Below are 18,753 nucleotides of genomic sequence, written 5' to 3'. Positions count from 1 at the left end.
GTGGAGTACCCCAGAGCCGACGGCGACGACGCGACGACCGACGACTGTGAGTGTTCGCGGACCTCGACGACGGACGAGGACGGTCACGCCTCGCCGTCGACCCTGTACAGCGACGCCCGGGCCGAACTCCGGCGTCGTGACTTCGCGAAGTTCCTCGCGAGCGTCGGCGGACTGACCGCCGTCGCCAGCCTCACCGCGCCGCTTGCAAGCACCACCCAGGTGTTCGAGCGCAGTTACGAGGGGCCCGTCTACTCCGACGGCGTCTACCTGGTCGACGGCGAGGGCGAACGCATCTCCGAGAGCCGGCTCTCGGAGGGCGAGCAGATAACCGTCTTCCCCGAACCGCGGCCGGGCATCGAGGACGCCCCGACGCTGCTCGTGCGCCACGCCGAGTCCGCCTACGGCGGCGACATCAAGCAGGGATTCACCGTCAGCGGCTACGCCGCGTTCTCGAAGGTCTGTACCCACGCCGGCTGTATGGTGTCCAACGAGGAGGGCGGCCTGTTCGTCTGTCCGTGTCACTTCGGGAAGTTCGACCCGACACAGGGCGCGGCGGTCCGAGGCGGGCCGCCGGGCCGACCGCTCCCGCAACTACCGATTACGCTGACCAGCGACGGCTACCTGGCGGCGACGGGCGACTTCGAGGGGCCCATCGGCCCCGGGGGTGAGTGATGTCCCGCGCCAGACAGCTGTACGACTGGGCAGACACCCGCCTCGACGTGGAGAGCGCCCAGAACTTCCTCGGGAAGGCCTTCCCCGCCGAGGACTCGTTCCTGCTGGGGGAGGTGGCGCTGTTCTGTTTCCTCCTGCTGGTGCTGTCGGGGGTCTTCCTGGGCTTTTTCTTCGAGCCGTCGACCTCCGACGTGGCGTACGACGGCAGCGTCCAGGAGTACCAGGGCGAGGAGATGCCCGAGGCGTTCGTCTCCGTGTTACACATCACCTACGACGTCCCCTTCGGGATGTTCATCCGGCGGCTCCACCACTGGGCGGCGCACCTGTTCGTCGCCTCCATCGGGTTACACATGCTCCGGGTCTTCTTCACGGGGTCGTACCGCAACCCCCGAGAACCCAACTGGGTCGTCGGCACCGGACTGGCGGCCCTGTCGATGGGCGCGGCCTACACCGGCTACGCCTTGCCGTTCGACGAGTTCGCCGCCACGGCCACCGGCATCGGCTACAACCTCACGGTGTCGGTCCCCCTGCTAGGGGACTTCCTGGGTCAGGTCGTCTTCGGGGGCGAGTTCCCCTCCAGCGCGACCATCCCCAGGCTGTACTTCCTGCACGTGCTCGTCATCCCCAGCGCCATCGCCGTCGGTCTGGCGGTTCACATGGCTATCCTGATACGCCAGAAACACACCGAAGCCCCCCGCGAAGGCGATGTCGAGACAGCCACGGAGACCGTCGACCAGGAGGACGACAGCGTCATCGTCGGACTGCCGGCGTTCCCGAACCAGGCGGCCGTCTCGGCGGTCGTGTTCTTCCTGACGGCCGCGACGCTGTCGTCGCTGGCGGGCTTTCTCCCGGTCCACAACATCGCCGAGTACGGCCCCAACGACCCCGCCGGCACGCCGTCGCTCATCATGCCCGACTGGTTCCTGATGTGGGTCTACGGGTTCCTGAAGCTCCTGCCCCAGTGGGCCAGCTTCACCGTCGGGCCGGTCCACGTCAGCGGCGAGTTCATCGGCGGCATCGTCCTGCCGGGACTCGTGTTCGCCGCCGTCGCCGCCTGGCCCTTCGTCGACCGGGTCCCCGAGCCGACCCACTTCACCGCGGACCCGCTGGAGCGACCGCGCCAGACAGCGGTGGGCGTCGCCGCCGTCGCGTTCATCATGATAGCCTCCATCGCGGGGATGAACAACATTCTCGCCGAGCAGGTGCTGGGAACGACCACGAGCGTCGTCAACCCGTGGCTGTCGGCAGCACTGCTCGGGGTACCGCTGCTGTACGGCGCGATAACGTATTACCTGCTGCGCGATGGCGGGGCCGACACCCCGCCGGAGAGTCTCCCGACGGGGACCTCACAGGGAGGCGAGAGCGATGACTGACCGACGAGTGCTACCGAAGCGACGGTACCGCGTCCTCGATACGACGACCAAGCTGCTGGGCGTCGCGCTGGTGGCCGGCGGACTCGAGGCCGGCGGGTCGACCCCGACCGGCCTCGCGCTGGCCGTCGCCGGCGTCGCTAGCGCAACCCTGACCGTGTTTCTGAGCCATGAGTAGACACACCGACGACGACCGCTGGAGGGACAGTTCACGAATCAGCCGCCGGGACTTCGTCCGGGGACTCGGCGCCGCCTCCCTGTTCTCGGCGATAGGGCTCTCCTTCGCCGACGACGGGATGCAGGGGCTCAAAGCGGTCGAAGACCCCATCGGTGAGTACCCCTACCGGGGGTGGGAGGACCTCTACCGGGAGGAGTGGGACTGGGACTCCGTCTCCCGGTCGACCCACAGCGTCAACTGCACCGGCTCCTGTTCGTGGGACGTCTACGTCAAGGACGGCCAGGTCTGGCGCGAGGAGCAGGCGGGCGACTACCCCACCTTCGACGAGGACCTCCCCGACCCGAACCCGCGGGGCTGTCAGAAGGGGGCCTGCTACACCGACTACGTCAACGCCGACCAGCGGGTGCTCCATCCGCTCCGGCGCACCGGCGAGCGCGGTGAGGGCCAGTGGGAGCGCATCTCCTGGGACGAGGCCCTGACCGAGATCGCCGACCACGTCATCGACGAGGTCCAGGCGGGCCGGTACGACGCCATCTCCGCGTTCACGCCTATCCCGGCCATGTCGCCGGTCTCCTTTGCCAGTGGCACCCGGCTGATGAACCTCGTCGGCGGCGTCTCGCACAGCTTCTACGAGTGGTACTCGGACCTGCCGCCGGGCCAGCCCATCACCTGGGGCACCCAGACGGACAACGCCGAGTCCGCGGACTGGTACAACGCCGACTACCTCATCGCGTGGGGGTCGAACGTCAACGTCACCCGCATCCCGGACGCGAAGTACTTCCTCGACGCGGGCTACAACGGCACCAAGCGGGTCGGTATCTTCACCGACTACTCCCAGACAGCCATCCACACCGACGAGTGGCTCTCCCCGAAGGGCGGCACCGACGCCGCGCTGGCGCTGGGGATGGCCCGGACCATCGTCTCCGAGGGCCTCTACGACGAGGCCCACCTCAAGGAGCAGACCGACATGCCGCTGCTCGTCCGCGAAGATACGGCCAAGTTCCTGCGGGCGAGCGAGGTCGGACTGGCGACCGACGCCAGGGACGCGGCGAAGGTGTTCGTCGGCGTCGACGCCGACGGGCAGTTGCGGGCGATGCCGGGGTCGCTGGGTGACCGCGACGGCCAGCACGACGCCGAGGCGAGCATCGAACTGGCGTTCGACCCGCAACTCGGGGTCGAGCGGACCGTCGAGACGGCCGACGGACCGGTCGAGGTCCGCTCCGTCTGGGACCGGCTCACCGAGGAACTCGCCCAGTACACGCCGGAGTTCGTCCACGAGGAGACCACCGTCGGCGAGAACACCTACCAGCGAATCGCCCGGGAGTTCGCCGAGGCCGACGCGGCCAAGATAATCCACGGGAAGGGCGTCAACGACTACTACCACAACGACCTCGGGAACCGGGCCATCCAGTTGCTCGTGACGCTGACCGGCAACCTCGGCGAGCCCGGCACCGGGCTGGACCACTACGTCGGCCAGGAGAAGATATGGACCTACAACGGCTGGAAGCAGCTCTCGTTCCCACGTACGAACCAGCGCGCGGTCCCGACGACGCTGTGGACCTACTACCACTCGGACGTACTGGACAACGCCGACCGGGAGATGCGCGAGCGGGTCGAAACCGCCATCGACGAGGACTGGATGCCGGTCTACCCCGACGAACGCGAGGACGGCTCACGGCCGGACCCCTCGACGATGTTCGTCTGGCGGGGCAACTACTTCAACCAGGCAAAGGGCAACGTCGCCGTCGAGGAGCAACTGTGGCCCAAACTCGACCTCGTGGTCGACGTCAACTTCCGGATGGACTCGACGGCGCTCTTTTCGGATATCGTCCTGCCGGCGGCCAGCCACTACGAGAAACACGACCTCTCGCAGACGGACATGCACACGTACGTCCACCCCTTTACGCCGGCCGTCGAACCGCTGGGGGAGGCCAAGACCGACTGGGAGATATTCCGGTTGCTGGCCGAGAAGATACAACAGCGGGCCCGCGAGCGCGGTGTCGACCCCGTGCAGGACCGGGAGTTCGACCGGAGTATCGACCTCACGACGGTGTACGACGACTTCGTCCGTGACTGGGAGACCGGCGAGGACGAGGCCCTCGTCGAGGGACGCGAGGCCGCCGAGTTCATCCTCGAGAACTCCGCGGAGTCGAACCCGCCCGACAGCGACGAGCAGATTACCTTCGAGGACACCGTCGAACAGCCCCAGCGGCTGCTCGGAACCGGGGACCACTGGACCTCCGATATCGACGAGGGGGAGGCCTACGTCCCCTGGCAGGACTACGTCCAAGACAAGGAGCCCTGGCCCACCTTCACCGGTCGCCAGCAGTACTACGTCGACCACGACTGGTTCCTCGACCTGGGCGAGGAACTACCGACCTACAAGTCGGTCCCGCCGGAGAAAGGCGGTGACCACCCGATGACCTACAACACCCCCCACGGCCGGTGGTCCATCCACTCGACCTGGCGGGACAGCACGAAGATGCTCCGGCTCCAGCGCGGGGAACCCCTGGTGTATCTGCATCCAGACGACGCCGAAGAGCGGGGCATCGAGGACGGTGACACCGTCGAGGTGTTCAACGACCTCGCCAGCGTGGAGGTCCAGGCCAAAATCTACCCATCCAGCGAGCCCGGGACGGCGCGGATGTACTTCGCCTGGGAGCGGTTCCAGTTCCCCGGCGAGGGGAACTTCAACTCGCTGGTGCCGCTGTACATGAAGCCCACGCAACTGGTACAGTACCCGGAGGACGAGGAAGGGCACCTGTACTTCTCGCCGAACTACTGGGGGCCGACCGGGGTGAACAGCGACGTGAACGTGGATGTCCGACTGGCCGACGGGCAGTCGGGCTCGGGAGAGGAGCAGCGCGACTCTTCCGGTGTGCGACTCGCGGAGGATGACTCACAATGAGCACTGACCAGCAGACCGAGAGCGGAACGGAGGGGCACGGAGAGCAAAACACGCGTATCAACGTCGCCGACGGCATCGACCACCAGGTCGCGATGGTGATGGACCTGAACAAGTGTATCGGCTGTCAGACCTGCACTATCGCCTGCAAGTCGCTGTGGACGGAGGACGGCGGCAGCGAGTACATGTACTGGAACAACGTCGAGACCAAGCCCGGCGAGGGGTACCCCCGCGGCTGGGAAGAGTCCGGCGGTGGCTGGCAGTCCGACGACCACAGCGACCGGGAGACCGGCGAGATACCGAGCGAGGAGGAGTACGGCCGCGCCTGGGAGTTCAACCACTCCGAAATCATGTACGAGGGCAGCGACGAGCCGCTGCGTCCCCGCGAGGGCGCCGAGTGGGGCCCCAACTGGGACGAGGACCAGGGCGCCGGGGAGTACCCCAACAGCTACTACTTCTACCTGCCCCGCATCTGCAACCACTGCACGCACCCCTCCTGTGTCGAGGCCTGTCCCCGGTCGGCGCTGTACAAGCGCGCCGAGGACGGTATCGTGCTGGTCGACCAGGACCGCTGTCGCGGCTATCGGTACTGCGTCGAGGGGTGTCCCTACAAGAAGGTGTACTACAACACCGCCACGAAGCAGTCGGAGAAGTGCATCTTCTGTTACCCGCGCATCGAGGGCGAAGGCCCCGAGGGCGAGACGTTCGCGCCGGCCTGCGCCGAGGAGTGTCCGCCACAACTCCGGCTGGTGGGTTTTCTCGACGACGAGGACGGCCCCATCTACAAGCTCGTCGAGGAGTACGAGGTGGCCCTGCCGCTGCATCCGGAGTTCCGGACCCAGCCCAACGTCTACTACATCCCGCCCTACGCCCCGCCCCAGCACACCGACGACGGCGAGACGGTCGACGTCGACCGCATCCCGCGGCAGTACTTAGAACAGCTCTTCGGGGACCGGGTCAACGAAGCGCTCGACACCATCTCGCGGGAGCGCCAGCGCGTCGAACAGGGCGGCGACAGCGAACTCATGGAGATGCTCCAGGACAAGAACCCGGCCCAGCAGTACCGGCTGGAGGTCTTCGAGGATGGCTGAGCGCCGAGTCGGACTACTGGTGGCCTGGCTGGTCGTCGCCGCCCTCGTCGCGGTGGCGGCGGTGAGCGTCCCGCCCGCCGACGCGCGGCCGGCCTACGAGATACCGGTCCAGTCGGCCAGCGGCGACCTCGGCGGGCCCGACGCGGCGGGCTGGTCGGACGTGCCGACGGCGACGGTTCCGCTGGCCAGCGCGCCAAGCAGCGTCCCGAACGCCAACGACACCACCGTCGAGCAGGTGCGGGTGCAGGCGGCCCGCGGCGACGGCCGGCTCTACCTCCGGCTACGGTGGGCGGACGCGACCCGGGACACGGCGGCCAACAGCACCCGCGCGTTCGCCGACGCCGTCGCCGTCGAGATGCCGGTAAACACCAGCGCCCGTCCGCCCATCGCCATGGGCGGACCGACCAACCGCGTCAACGTCTGGTACTGGAACGGTGCGACGGGCGGCCAGGAACTGCTGGCCGGCGGGGCCGGCTCGACGACGCGGATGGCCGACGCGACGGTCGAGGCAAACGCCAGCTACCGCAACGACACGTGGACCGTCCAGTACAGCCGGCCACTCGACGGCCCCGGCGAGAACCGGACGACCGTCCCCGAGGACCGGGACCTCGACGTCGCCTTCGCCGTCTGGAACGGCTCGAACGGCGAGCGGGCCGGCCAGAAGGCCGTCAGCGAGTGGTACTACTTCCCCTTCGGCGCCGGACCGCAGGGACCGCCCTACGAGACGCTGCTGTGGGCCGTCGCCGGTACCGCCATCGTCGCCGTGCTGGCCGTGACCGCCTACGGGGTCTCCCGGACGGGAGGGGGGAACTGATGACGGGCGCGGTGCCCGAGGACCTCGACCGCGACGCGGGGACCAGGGGCGTCCTCTACCGGACCCTCGCGACAGCCGTCCGCTACCCCGAGGAACGGTTCCACGCGGCGGCGGCCGACGGCCGCCTCGACAGCGAGGTGCGGGACTGCGTGGCCCGGACGACGCTCGATATCGACGTCCCCGACCTCACGACCGACGACGACTACGAGACGCTCGCGGCCCGCTACAACGACATCTTCGAGCTTGGCTACAGCGAGTACACCGACCGGACCGACGGTTCGCTGGAGGCCTCGGGCCCGCCGGTCCCGCTGTACGAGTCGAAGTACCGGCCCGACGCCTCGTGGAACGACGTGAATCTGGACCTCGCGCGGGCGTACCGTTTCTACGGCCTGGAGATAGACGGCGAGGAGCGGGACAACCACGACGCGCTGGCCTACGAACTGGAGTTCGCCGGCTATCTGGCCCGGCGGGAGGCGACCGTCGGGTCGGGCGCCGCGGCCGCCCGGCTGGACTTTCAGGACCGTCACCTGGGCCATCTCGCCGCCGGTGTCGCCGACCGCCTCGCCGACGAACCCGGCACCGGTATCTACGGCCCGCTCGGCCGGTTCCTCGAAGGGCTCGTCCGCGCCGACCGGGCCGACCTCGCGACCAGGGAGGGCGAGCGATGAGCACCCGCCTCGGCCGATTGCGAGCGGGCGAGTCCGCGGTCGACGCACGGATTGTGGCCGCCGCGCTGACCGGGCTCACCGCGGTGGCGGTTGCCGGCCGGTTCGCCCTCGCGCTGGTGGTCAACGCCCCCGGAACGGTTAGCGGGGCACCGCTGTCGACGCTCTCCGTGGCCGCCACCGCGGCTGGCGGGGCCGCGCTGGTGGCCCTGGGGCCGGACCGGGCCGACCCGCTTTCCGGCATCGGGCTGTTGTTTGCCGGCGTGTTCGGCCTGCTGTCGCTAGCCGGCGCGGCCGCGGTCCCGGCGGCCGTCGCCGTTCCGACCGGACTCGCGCTGTTTGCCGTCGCCGCCCGCGAGCGCGTCGGGACCGGGCCGGGGCTGCTCGTGTGCGGGCTCCTCGCCGCCCTCGGGCTGGCGCTGGCGAGCGGCGTCGGGGGCGTGGCCCCGCTACGGCCGGTCGCGTCGACGGCGACGCTGCTGGCGCTGGGCACGACGCCGCTCCTCGCTGGCGCCGACGGCCGGGCGTTCGTGGCCGGCTGCGTGGCCCTCGGTGTGGTGGTCGCCACGGGGCTCGCGCTCCCGTTCGCGACCGGGGCCGTCACGCTCGTCGCGGTCGGGGCTGTCGGGAGCCCGCTCCCGGTCGTCGCCATCGCCGTCGGGGGGAGCGTGACGACCGCCAGCGCGGCGCTGAGCCGTCGCGACTGGGGCCTACTCGCCGGCGTCGCGCTCGTGACCTGTGCCGGCGTACCCGCCACGGTCGCCCGGGCCGTCCCGTTCGCGCTGGGCGCCGTCACGCTGGTCGCGTGGGAGGGAGAGCGATGACCGAGGAGCCGGCCGACGAGTTCGAGAACCATCTTCGGGAAGAGCCCGACCCGCAGCTCGACCCCGAGCGCAGTCCCGGGCTCCACGCCGACATCGAGGCCCTTTCCGACATCGAGGTGAGCCGCGAGGACGTGACCATCGGCGAGGCGACGCCCGAGGAACTCGCCGCGACCGACACCGAACCCGTGGACGGACGGCCGGTCGCGGAGTTGCTCGCCGACCTGCGGGACGGCGACCACGTCGCCCGCCGGCGGGCCGCCCTGGCTCTCGCGGACGCGGGGACGGCAGACGCCGTCGTCGCGGGGCTGGCCCGGGCGGCCACGACCGACGACGACAGCGACGTCCGCCAGTTCGCCGCCGAGGCGCTGGCCGACCACGGCGGCGAGCGGGCCGCGGCCGTCGCGGTCGAACTGCTCGACGACCCCGACCCGTGGGTGCGCGCGGAGGCGCTCGTGGCGCTGGACGCCATCGACCGCGAGGCCCACGCCGCGGACATCGAGGCGGCGCTGGAGACCGACGATCACCACGCCGTCCGGCGGAACGCGGCCATCTCGCTGTTCAAGCTGCGGGGCGAGTCGATGGCCGAGACGCTCCTGGTGCTGAGCCGGGCCGACAGCGAACGGCTGCGGGAGTGGGGCGCCCACATGCTCGCCGGCGTCGACAGCGACCGGGCCCGCGAGCGGCTCCGCGAGCTGACCGACGACCCCGCAACCGTCGTCCGCCAGACGGCCGAGCGCTCCCTCGAAGCGGAGCCGGGCCGGTTCCGCCGGCAGTTCGGCGGCGCCCTGGAGACGGACAGCCGGCTGTTGCCCGGCGAAGACCGACTCAACAGAATGCCAGAGCTATGAGCCAGCACGACACCCTCTCCGACCGCGTCGAAGCACAGCTCCGGGCCGTCCGCGACCCACAGGCCGACCTCTCGGTCTTCGAGGCCGGCTTCGTCGAGGATATCGCCGTCGACGACGGCGCCGTGACTATCGAGACGGACCTGACGTCGCTCGACGGCGACACCGGCACCGAGGTCGTCCAGGCGATGCTCCGGGCGGCCGACGACGTCGACGGCGTCGAGTCGGTCCACGTCGAGCGGACGACACCCTCCGCGGCCGACCGGGCGAGCGTCGCGGCGTTCGACCACGTCGTCGCGGTCGCCAGCGCCAAGGGCGGCGTCGGCAAGTCGACGGTCGCCGCCAATCTGGCCTGTGCGCTCGCCGCAGCGAACGACGTGGCGCTGTTCGACGCCGATGTCCACGGCCCGAACGTGCCGAGCCTGCTGGAGGTGTCGGGGCCCATCCACTCCAGCGACGAGGGGGACCCGCTCCCGGTCCGGACCGGCGGGATGGACGTGATGAGCGTCGGGCTGATGGAGGACGGGGCCCCGCTGGCCTGGCGCGGCGCGATGGCCCACGACGCCGTCGACGACCTCTTTGCCACCACCGCCTGGCGCAACGACGACGTGCTGGTGGTGGACCTCCCGCCGGGGACCGGCGACGTGGTGCTGACGACCCTGCAAGAGGTCCCCGTCGACGGCGTCTGCGTGGTGACCACGCCCTTCCACGCCGCGGTCAGCGACACCGCCCGCACCGTCGAACTGTTCCGAGACAACGGCGTCCCGGTGCTGGGGACGGTCGTCAACATGGCCGAGTACGTCTGTGACTGCTGTGGCGAACCGAACGCGCTGTTCGCCGAGGACGCGCTGGGCGACCTCGACGCGCCGGTGCTGGCCGAGGTGCCGTTCACCAAGTCGCTGCAGGGTACCCCCCGCCCCGGTGATGTGCCCGCCGCGGTGGCCGACCTCGGCGCGGCCGTCAGCGAGGCGCTGGAAACCGCCGGGACGGTGTCGGTGCCCGAGAGCGCCGTCGACATCCGCGGGCGCCCGCCCGCCGAGCGCAAGGAGCGGGTCCGAGAGGCCTTCCAGGCCCTGGGGAGCGGCGACGAGTTCACCCTCGTCAGCGACCGGGACCCGACGCCCGTGGGCGCGTTCCTCGGGCGACTCGCCGACGCGCCACGGGAGGCGTTCGACCCCTTCGAGGTCCGCCGGGCCACGCCCGAGGACTGGGTCCTGGAGACGGTACGGCCCTGACGCGGTCCGGTGGCTGCCGCCAGATGCGGGCGGGGCCGCTGTCGTGATGCCGTCAGCCGGGTGCAGTTAACACCCCCGGCGCCGAACGTGCAGCTTGAGTGATACGAAATGGCTGATTCCGACATGGAGCTCTCGGCGCCAGAGCTAAGCGAGGGCGATTTCCTCCGCATCGACGACCCGCACTTCGACACCGACAACGTCGCCGTCGTCACCGGTGCAGCATCGGGCATCGGCCGAGCGACCGCCGTGGGGCTCGCGGCCAACGGGCTGACCGTGGTCGGGGCCGACATCGACGGCGAGGGGCTTGACGATACGAACGCCATCGCCGAGCGGTTCGACGCGTCCGGACGCTTCCACGGCGTCGAGACCGACCTGACCGACGACGGCGACGTGGCGGCCGTCGTCGAGGCCGCGGCCGACGAGGGCGACGTGCGCTTCGTCGCCAACATCGCCGGGATGCAACACATCGCCGGCATCCCGGAGTTCCCGATGGAGAAGTACGACCTGCTGCTCGACATCATGCTGCGGGCGCCGTTCAAGATGGCTCAGGAGGCGATGCCCCACATCGAAGCGACCGACGACGGCGTCGGTGCTATCGGCAACATGGCCTCGGTCCACGGCCACTACGCGACCAAGGACAAGGCGGCCTACATCACCGCGAAACACGGGCTGGCCGGACTGACTCGCTCTATCGCGGCGGAGGGTGAGGGGACGCTGCGGGGCTTCTCGGTCAGCGTCGGCTACGTACTGACGCCGCTGATGGTGAACCAGATAGAAGATACCGCCGCGGAACGCGGTCTCTCCAAGCGCGAAGTGGTCGAGGACGTGATGCTCGGCCAGGCGAGGACGAAGGAGATGATGACACCCGCCGAGGTCGCGAACCTCTTCGTCTTCGGCTTCTCCTCGCACGCGAGACACCTCAACGGCGGCGACCTGCTGTTCGACGGGGGATACACGCACACCTATGAGTGAGCATCCAGAGCGGCGAGCGTCACGGAGTTACACCCGCTCGCGCAGCGCCCACACGTCCGCCGTCGGGTCGAGGTTGCTCGGCTCGGCCCCGCGCTCGGTCAGGATGCCGGTGTGGTACAGCATCGCCTTCAACTGGAAGACCGTCGGCGCGTGGTAACTTCGCCCCTCCCGGAGCGGCCCCGTACGGAGGTCCCCCTCGGCCGTGAGCGCACGCGACCGGACGTCCTCGTCACCGCGCAGGAACACCTCGACGGCGAAAGTCGGATGCACCTCGTGGAGGTATCGGACGAGTTCGACCAGCGTCGGCCGCTCGAAGCCGTCGTCGTGCATGGTCTGTAGCTCCTCGACCAGCAGCCGTGTCGCCGGATACGCGAAGACGACGCGTCTGGCGAGGTCGGCCCAGTCGGGCGCGAGGTCGTAGAAACACCGCGAGGAGCGGTACCACGACTGGAACTCTGCCAGCGCGCGTTCGACCGAGCCGTAGCGAGCCTTCGCGAATCGGACGACCTCCCGGCCGAGCGGCGTCAGGTCGACGCCCGCGGCCCCCTCCGTCACAAGGCCCAGAAACGCCGCGCCGCGACGGGCGTCGTCGACGGCGCGAACGACCTCGTTGTCCGCCAGCAACTGCTCGGTCGAGCCGTCGGCGTAGTGAGCCAGCGGATAGCCCAGGTAGTTCTTCGGGTGGTTCAGGCCGAACGATTTGTCGGCGACCCCCTGTGCGCTCGCCTGGTACCGAATCGCCGTCGCCTCGGGAGACGACCGGTTGCCCACGACGCGGGGTGTCTCGACCGGGTCGACGCGGCCCGAGGCGTCGACCCCGAGGACCCCGACGTTGAGTTCCCTGGCGAGCGTGCGGTCCGCCCCCGTGACGGCGGCGGCCGGCACCGCGACGTAGGCGGCGTTGGCCTCGCCGAGTCGGTCGTACGCCTGGACGATGCCGCGCTGCGTGTCGACGCCGCCGTGCTCGGTGACGCCCTTCGCCTCGACGGCGACGAGGGGCGGGTCCTCGCCCAGCCGTTCGACCGCGAGGAGGTCCGATTCGAGGGCTCGGACCCCGACGAGGTCCGGGTAGCCACTGCCCACGCGGACGTGGTTGAACGGCGCGAGCGCCTCCCTGACCGCCTCGTCGATGGGCTGGCCGGCGAGCCACTCCCCGCCCGCGAACTGGGTATCCACGACGGCGTAGGTCTCGGACTGGTCGTCCTCGGGGAAGAGCCGCCGCTTCGCGTGGGCGAGCACCTGGGGTTCCGGCAGCGCCGCGCTCGACATGGACACAGCAATGGGAGCGGCGCTAATGAAAACGACGGGTCGAGAGTCTGTGGCTGTCCGTGCCGGGATTATTTCTGACGAGGGGACGGTCCAGCCGTTGTGTCATGTTTTGAAGCGGCTGTGGACTCGATACGCTCGTCTTTTGCGAGTCGACTCCCGGTAAATGGTGCCGTCGCTCGCGGTAGTGCTCGCGACAGCAAGTGGGCCCTGCCGGATTGTGAACCGGTGGAAGGCTCGCTGCGCTCGGCTTCCAGGGTTAAAATCCGGTTTTGCCACACAGACGCCGCTGTCTCCTCACTTCGCTCGTCGCAGTCGGCCTCAGAAGTGGGCCCTGCCGGATTTGAACCAGCGCTCAATCGGTTATGAGCCGATCGCTTTAACCAGACTAAGCTAAGGGCCCGTACCGGGATTTCTGCGGTCCGCGTCTTTAGCCTGTCGGGTCAGCGTCGACGGGGTCCGGAGAGGACCGACACAGTCCGCCGCGGTCGTCTGGTAGCGAACCGAGTGAAGCGCCGAAATCAGACTTCGTCTGATGGGCCGTAACTTCCGAAGGACGTGACGCCACCGCCAGGGCTCGAACAGGTGCGAGACGATCCTGCTCGTTCGCTCCGCTCACTCGCTGGCTGCGATTTGCGTGTTCGATCCCTTCTAAATCGCGTCATCGCTACTCGTGGACGGTTCGCTACGCTCACCGTCCTGTTCGCAGCAAAAGTACGCCACCGCCAGGGCTCGAACCTGGGACAACCTGGGTAACAACCAGGTGCTCTACCAACTGAGCTACGGCGGCTCGCAACCGTTGGTAATCCGAGTTGGTAATTAGGGCTTTCGCTTCGGGTCGCCATCGACACGCTTTCACGCACTCTCAGTGAAGCCACGGCCAATGAGTGACGAGTTCGACGCCGTGGTCTCCCGGGTCCGCGAGTGGGCCTCGCCCGGCGACGGAGAGCGGCGTCGGTTACAGCGAGCGGCGGCGACGGTGATGGCGCGGGCCCGCGAGGCGGTGGCCGACCTCCCGGTCGAGGCCGAGGTGCTCCAGGTCGGCTCGACGGCGAGAGGGACCTGGACTGCGGGGGACCGCGACGTGGACGTCTTCGTCGCCTTTCCGCCCGGACTGGAGCGTGGGGAACTGGAGCAGCACGGGCTGGACGTGGGCCACGCCGTCCTGCCCGACGGCCACGAGGAGTACGCCGAACACCCCTACGTCGTCGGCGAGGTAGACGGCTACGCCGTCGACCTGGTCCCCTGCTACGCGGTCGACGAGGCGACGGCCATCCAGTCCGCCGTCGACCGGACGCCGTTTCACACGCGGTATCTGGCGGGGCGGCTGGACGACGCCCTCGCGGCGGAGGTCCGGGTCACCAAGCAGTTCCTGAAGGGCATCGGCGTCTACGGGAGCGACCTCCGGACGCGGGGTTTCTCGGGCTATCTGACGGAACTGCTCACCGTGGAGTACGGCGGCTTCCGGGCGTTCGTCGAGGCGGCGGCCGACTGGCACCCGCCGGTGGAACTGGACCCCGAAGCCCACGGGACCGTCGCGTTCGACGACCCGCTCGTCGTGGTCGACCCGACCGACCCCGAGCGCAACGTCGCTGCGGTCTGTTCGGCCGACAACGTCGCACGGCTGCAACACTACGCGCGGGAGCTACTGGCCGACCCGCGCGAGTCGCTGTTCGAGCCCAGCGAGCCCGCAGCCTACGACGCCGACGCCGTCGCGGCTGCCGTCGCTCGCCGCGACACGACGCCGGTCGCCGTGCGTTTCGCCAGGCCGGACGTCGTCGAGGACCAGCTCTGGCCCCAGCTCCGCAAGTCGCTGGCGGGGCTGACCGAGGAACTCGACCGGCGCGGATTCGACGTGTTCCGGGCGACGGCGCTTGCGGACGACGGGGCGGGCGGGAGTGACGACCCGCACGCGACCGACGGGGCGGGCGGGAGTGACGACCCGCACGCGACCGATGGAGAGGCGACCGACCAGCGTGAGCGCGGCACGGCCGCGCTGCTGGTCGAACTGGCGGTCGCAGAGCGGCCGGCCGTCGAGCGCCACGAGGGGCCGCCGGTCCACGTGCGCGACCACGCCACTGGGTTCTACGAAGCCTACGCCGACGACCCCGACGTCGCGGGCCCGTACATCGACGGCGACCGCTACGTGGTCGAACGACCCCGCGAGTTCCGGACGGCACGGGCGTTCCTCGACAGCGACGCCGTACTGGACGTGCGACTGGGTCCACACGTCGCGTCGGCGCTCGAAGACGGGTACGAGGTGCTCGCGGGGGCGGAAATCGCGGGCCTCGCCGATAGCTTCGGTGTCGAACTGGCCGATTACTTCGAGCCCAGTCCCTGAGCCGCGAGTTCGTCGAGCACCTCGCGGGCCGCCTCGCTCACCTCGTCGTCGGGGGCGACGGGCTGGTAGCCGTCGAACACCTCGTGGACCATCTTGACCGAATCAGACAGGGTGTCGAGGCCGTAGCCGCCCTCCAGGACGAACGCGAGGCCGGCCTCGCAGCCCTCGGCCAGGTCGACCATCCGCTCGGTCATCACGCCGTACCCCTCCGTGCTCACCTGCATCCGCGAGATGGGGTCGTGTTCGTGGGCGTCGAAACCGGCGCTCACGAGCAGGAGGTCGGGGTCGAAGGCCTCGATTTCGGGTGCGACGACCTCGTCGATGGCCGTCAGGTAGTCGGCGGTGTCGGCGCCGGGCTGGTAGACGACGTTGACGTTCGCCCCCTCGCCGTCGCCGACGCCGGTCTCCTCGATTTCGCCGGTACCGGGGTACAGCCCGTCCTCGTGGATGGAGGCGTAGAAGACGTCGCCGCGGTCGTAGAAGATGTCCTGCGTGCCGTTGCCGTGGTGGACGTCCCAGTCGAAGATGGCGACGCTGTCGGCGCCCCGGTTCAGGGCGGCCTGGGCGGCCACGCCGGCGTTGTTGATGAAACAGAAGCCCATCGCGTCGTCGCCGACGGCGTGGTGGCCCGGCGGCCGGCCCAGCGCGAAGGGGGTCTCGCGGTCACGCACGTCCACGCCGGCGGTCTCGGCCGCCCAGACGGCCAGCCCCGCCGAGGCGAGCGCGGCGTCCCAGGTCGCCTCGACGGCGACCGTGTCGGCGTCCCAGTGACCGCCGCCGTCGGCGCAGTACTCGCGGAACTCCTCGACGTAGTCGGCGTCGTGGACCTCTCGGACGAGGTCCAGGTCGGCGTCGTCGGCGTCGACGTACTGGACGCCGTGGCACTCCTTGAGCGCGCGCCGCACCGCCCGGAGGCGGTCGGGACTCTCGGGGTGGCGCTCGCCGGTATCGTGGTCGAGACAGACCTCGCGGTAGCCGAAGTTCATTCAGTAGTACTTGGCGAGTTCGAAGTACGTCTCGACGTCTGCTGCCTTCACCGTCCGCCGGTCGGCGTGGCGGGCGAGGTCGGCCGCGGCGGCAGCGACGTCGTCTGCGAACGATTCGAGGATGTCGGCCAGCGCCACGCGGGCGTCCATCGCGACGCGGTAGTCGTCGTCGATGTCGAGGCGGGCGATGCGGTCGACCGGGGCGACCGGCAGCTCCAGACCGTCCTTGTCGGGGACGCGTTCGACGCCGAAGTCGGACGGCATCAACGTCTTGCGACCGTCCCGCGTCGCCTCCTCAGCGGCCGTCGTGGCGAGCGCGGCGCCCCGGTCCTGGATTCGGCGTGCCAGTTCCTCTGCCGCGCCGGCGCTCACCCGCAACCCGTCCGCGTTCCGTCGGATGACCGCATCGACGGGCGCGAACGGTAGCTCGACGCTCATACCCACAAACGGGAGTGTTGCGGTCTTAAGAGTTTCCGTAGCGTCGTTTCTCGGTCAGAACACGTCGTCGGCGTCCAGACGCCCGTCTTCGACGACGCCGCGGACGGTGACTTCCTGGCCTAACTGGACGCGCTCGCCCGTCTCGACGCTCATCGTCTGCTCGCCGTCGTCGAGCACGACGGGGTCGCCGGTCTGGACGACCGTCCCGGTGAACTCCACCTGTTCGGCGGCCTGTGTGCCGCCGTCGGCCGTCGAGGTGCCGTCGGCACCCGCCGCAGCCGCCGAGTCAGCGCCGGTGTCGCTCCCACCACTGTCCTCGCCGTCGCCGAACGAGGACAGCCCCGCGTGCTGGTCGTCGGCCTGTTCCTCGGGCGTGGGCGCGGGACCCGTGCCGTCGCCCAGGACGACGATAGTCGAGTTCCAGCTCGCGGAGGCCTCGAGGTCGTCCTGCCAGCCGTCCTGTATCTCCACGTCGGCGGCCAGCACCTCGTCGCCGGGCTGGATGTCCTTGTCGGCCTTCTCGCCCCACAGCGCCACGCGGATGTCGCCGGTGGCGTCCTGGATGCGGATGTTGCGCACTTGTCCCTCGCTGCCGTCGTCGCGGTCGAACGTGCGGACGGGGTCGGCCGAGCGGACGACGCCGGCGATGTCGACGGTCTGGTCTAGCTCGACGCCGTCGATGGGGTCGGCGTCGGGCTGGAAGTCGACGGCCTCGTCTATCTCGTCGACGGCGCCGTCGTCCCCGACGTGCAGTTCCAGCGCGCCGTCGCGCTCGCGGACGTAGCCGTCGACCACCTCGACGGCGGTGCCGGCCTCGATTTCGGTCGCGCGGTCGGCCCGGTCGTCCCACATCGTCACGCGCACGCGGCCGGTCTCGTCGCCCAGCGTCAGGTTCGACACCTTCCCCTCGCTGCCGTCGTCGCGGTCGAAGGTGCGGACGCTGTCGGTGTCGAGCACGAGTCCGCGCAGGGTCACGTCGGACTGGCCCATCGTCAGCGCATCGACGGTCGAGCCGTCGCCGGGTTCGACGTCGATGGTGGCGTCGTCGTCCTGTTCGGCCTTGTCGACCGAGACCTCCAGTCCGTTGTAGCCGTCCTTCGGTCGCCCTTTCACGCGCAACACGTCGCCGACCGAAAGCATCCCGTCGTCGATGTCGACGGCCTGACCGTCCCAGAAGGCCAGTCGGACGCTCGCGGTCTCGTCGGCCGCCTCGACGTTGATGACGCGGCCGTCCTCGTCCTCGCCGTCCCGCTCGAACGTCTTCAGGTCGCCGATGGCCATCACCTTCGCGATGAACTTCACCTCGTCCATCCCCGGTTCGATGTCAGCGATGGTCTCGACTTCCCCCTCGTTCAGTTCGTGGGCCAACAACATCGCCGCGGTCTCCTCGTCGGCGAGGCCACCCATCTGTTCGACCTTCTCTTCGACGGCCTCGCGAAACTCCTCCTCGGAGACGTCGGTCTCCAGGTCCGCGTAGATATCTGCTATCGAGCCCATCTATCTATGGGACGCAGGGATGGGGCGCGCTTAAGCGTTGTCGTTGGTCCAGCGGCCCGCTGCCGTCTCTCGGTTCCGTCCTCGAACTCGCCATGCGACGGGGTGGCCGCGCCCCCGTATATAAACCTACGGCGAGGTATTCACGACCGTCTCGGCGCCGTCGCCGCGGTCGTGCGTGACGACGACGGTTCCCGGGGCCGCGTCGTCGAATTCGACCGTCGCCCGGTAGTCGATTTCGACGACACCCTGCGTACACGCCTCGCCGGCGTCCGCCCGTCGGGTCGTCGCGACGGCGACGGTGAGTTCGTCGGCGTTGTAGTTGACGCTTGCTAGTTCGGCGGTCCGACAGCCGTCTCGCCCCCATACCGTTCCCTCGACGACTATATCGGTGCCGTCGACGGTGACCGTCGCGCTGTCGACCTGCGTGCCGCCCCGTGTCGAGAGCACCTCGAAGTCGGAGTCGGTAAACGTCGGGGTCGGTGTCGGCGTCGGTGTATCCGTAGCCGTGGCCGTATCGCTCGGCGTCCCGCCACCGCTGCCGTCCGAGAGACAGCCCGTGAGGGCGACGATACCGGTCGTAGCGACGGTTCCGAGGAGGGTCCGTCTGTTCATAGTCACCGATATCTCCCTGAAAGAAAGGGCCTTTCGGTGGGT

17 protein-coding genes and 2 tRNA genes are annotated in these 18,753 nt (G+C 69.5%); 12 read left to right on the top strand and 7 right to left on the bottom strand.

The genetic code is table 11. The features are described from left to right. The 11 genes from NDI86_RS08130 (at position 1) to NDI86_RS08080 (ending at position 11,571) form a co-directional block, all read left to right on the top strand. The gene (locus NDI86_RS08130) at positions 1-672 is read left to right on the top strand and encodes a QcrA and Rieske domain-containing protein (protein WP_310899914.1); all 672 of its coding nucleotides are present in this window, start codon (positions 1-3) and stop codon (positions 670-672) included. Next, positions 672-2,045 carry a cytochrome b gene (locus tag NDI86_RS08125; RefSeq protein WP_310899913.1) on the top strand — a complete coding sequence of 458 codons (1,374 nt, stop codon included), beginning with the start codon at positions 672-674 and terminating at the stop codon, positions 2,043-2,045. The genes NDI86_RS08130 and NDI86_RS08125 overlap by 1 nt, the downstream gene beginning before the upstream one ends. Continuing rightward, positions 2,038-2,220: a DUF8120 family protein gene (locus NDI86_RS08120; RefSeq protein WP_310899912.1), complete on the top strand. Its 183-nt coding sequence runs from the start codon at positions 2,038-2,040 to the stop codon at positions 2,218-2,220. Before NDI86_RS08125 ends, NDI86_RS08120 begins: the two co-directional genes overlap by 8 nt. Beyond that, positions 2,213-5,128, top strand: coding sequence for a nitrate reductase subunit alpha (gene narG / locus NDI86_RS08115; protein WP_310899911.1), 2,916 nt, complete (start codon positions 2,213-2,215; stop codon positions 5,126-5,128). Before NDI86_RS08120 ends, narG begins: the two co-directional genes overlap by 8 nt. Continuing rightward, positions 5,125-6,216: a nitrate reductase subunit beta gene (gene narH, locus NDI86_RS08110; protein WP_310899910.1), complete on the top strand. Its 1,092-nt coding sequence runs from the start codon at positions 5,125-5,127 to the stop codon at positions 6,214-6,216. The genes narG and narH overlap by 4 nt, the downstream gene beginning before the upstream one ends. Further along, the gene (locus NDI86_RS08105; protein WP_310899909.1) at positions 6,209-7,030 is read left to right on the top strand and encodes an ethylbenzene dehydrogenase-related protein; all 822 of its coding nucleotides are present in this window, start codon (positions 6,209-6,211) and stop codon (positions 7,028-7,030) included. The genes narH and NDI86_RS08105 overlap by 8 nt, the downstream gene beginning before the upstream one ends. Continuing rightward, positions 7,030-7,698: a molecular chaperone TorD family protein gene (locus NDI86_RS08100; RefSeq protein ID WP_310899908.1), complete on the top strand. Its 669-nt coding sequence runs from the start codon at positions 7,030-7,032 to the stop codon at positions 7,696-7,698. The genes NDI86_RS08105 and NDI86_RS08100 overlap by 1 nt, the downstream gene beginning before the upstream one ends. Further along, positions 7,695-8,519 carry a DUF8068 family protein gene (locus NDI86_RS08095; RefSeq protein ID WP_310899907.1) on the top strand — a complete coding sequence of 275 codons (825 nt, stop codon included), beginning with the start codon at positions 7,695-7,697 and terminating at the stop codon, positions 8,517-8,519. Before NDI86_RS08100 ends, NDI86_RS08095 begins: the two co-directional genes overlap by 4 nt. Continuing rightward, on the top strand, positions 8,516-9,367 hold the full coding sequence (locus NDI86_RS08090; protein ID WP_310899906.1) for a HEAT repeat domain-containing protein: 852 nt from the start codon (positions 8,516-8,518) through the stop codon (positions 9,365-9,367). Before NDI86_RS08095 ends, NDI86_RS08090 begins: the two co-directional genes overlap by 4 nt. Next, a complete protein-coding gene (locus tag NDI86_RS08085) occupies positions 9,364-10,599 on the top strand; it encodes a P-loop NTPase (protein WP_310899905.1) in 1,236 nt (411 codons plus the stop codon). The genes NDI86_RS08090 and NDI86_RS08085 overlap by 4 nt, the downstream gene beginning before the upstream one ends. A gap of 108 nt (positions 10,600-10,707) precedes the next feature. After that, entirely contained in the window at positions 10,708-11,571 is an 864-nt protein-coding gene (locus tag NDI86_RS08080; protein WP_310899904.1) for an SDR family oxidoreductase, read from the top strand. Positions 11,572-11,598: 27 nt separating this feature from the next. Here NDI86_RS08080 and NDI86_RS08075 read toward each other — a convergent pair whose 3' ends face one another. From NDI86_RS08075 to NDI86_RS08065, 3 genes are all read right to left on the bottom strand, one after another. Beyond that, positions 11,599-12,840, bottom strand: coding sequence for a hypothetical protein (locus NDI86_RS08075; protein WP_417936251.1), 1,242 nt, complete (start codon positions 12,838-12,840; stop codon positions 11,599-11,601). A 325-nt stretch (positions 12,841-13,165) separates the two neighbouring features. Next, a tRNA-Ile gene (locus tag NDI86_RS08070) sits at positions 13,166-13,240 on the bottom strand. Positions 13,241-13,554: 314 nt separating this feature from the next. After that, a tRNA-Asn gene (locus NDI86_RS08065) sits at positions 13,555-13,627 on the bottom strand. 93 nt (positions 13,628-13,720) lie between these two features. On the opposite strand from NDI86_RS08065, the gene cca reads away from it, so the two are divergent. After that, positions 13,721-15,178, top strand: coding sequence for a CCA tRNA nucleotidyltransferase (gene cca / locus NDI86_RS08060; RefSeq protein ID WP_310899902.1), 1,458 nt, complete (start codon positions 13,721-13,723; stop codon positions 15,176-15,178). Here cca and NDI86_RS08055 read toward each other — a convergent pair. The 4 genes from NDI86_RS08055 to NDI86_RS08040 all read right to left on the bottom strand — a co-directional run bounded on the left by NDI86_RS08055 (position 15,157) and on the right by NDI86_RS08040 (position 18,711). Then, a complete protein-coding gene (locus tag NDI86_RS08055; protein ID WP_310899901.1) occupies positions 15,157-16,164 on the bottom strand; it encodes a histone deacetylase family protein in 1,008 nt (335 codons plus the stop codon). The two genes, cca and NDI86_RS08055, sit on opposite strands and share 22 nt — an antisense overlap. Beyond that, positions 16,165-16,602, bottom strand: a complete 438-nt coding sequence (locus tag NDI86_RS08050) for a histone (RefSeq protein ID WP_310899900.1) — start codon at positions 16,600-16,602, stop codon at positions 16,165-16,167. It abuts the gene before it with no gap. Positions 16,603-16,656: 54 nt separating this feature from the next. Beyond that, positions 16,657-18,099, bottom strand: a complete 1,443-nt coding sequence (locus tag NDI86_RS08045; protein WP_310899899.1) for a single-stranded DNA binding protein — start codon at positions 18,097-18,099, stop codon at positions 16,657-16,659. Positions 18,100-18,225: 126 nt separating this feature from the next. Then, positions 18,226-18,711, bottom strand: a complete 486-nt coding sequence (locus NDI86_RS08040; RefSeq protein WP_310899898.1) for a hypothetical protein — start codon at positions 18,709-18,711, stop codon at positions 18,226-18,228. Positions 18,712-18,753 lie beyond the last annotated feature (42 nt).

Source organism: Haloarcula onubensis (genome assembly GCF_031624605.1).
Classification (GTDB): Archaea; Halobacteriota; Halobacteria; order Halobacteriales; family Haloarculaceae; genus Haloarcula; species Haloarcula onubensis.
This window is presented reverse-complemented; position numbering and strand designations above follow the sequence as displayed.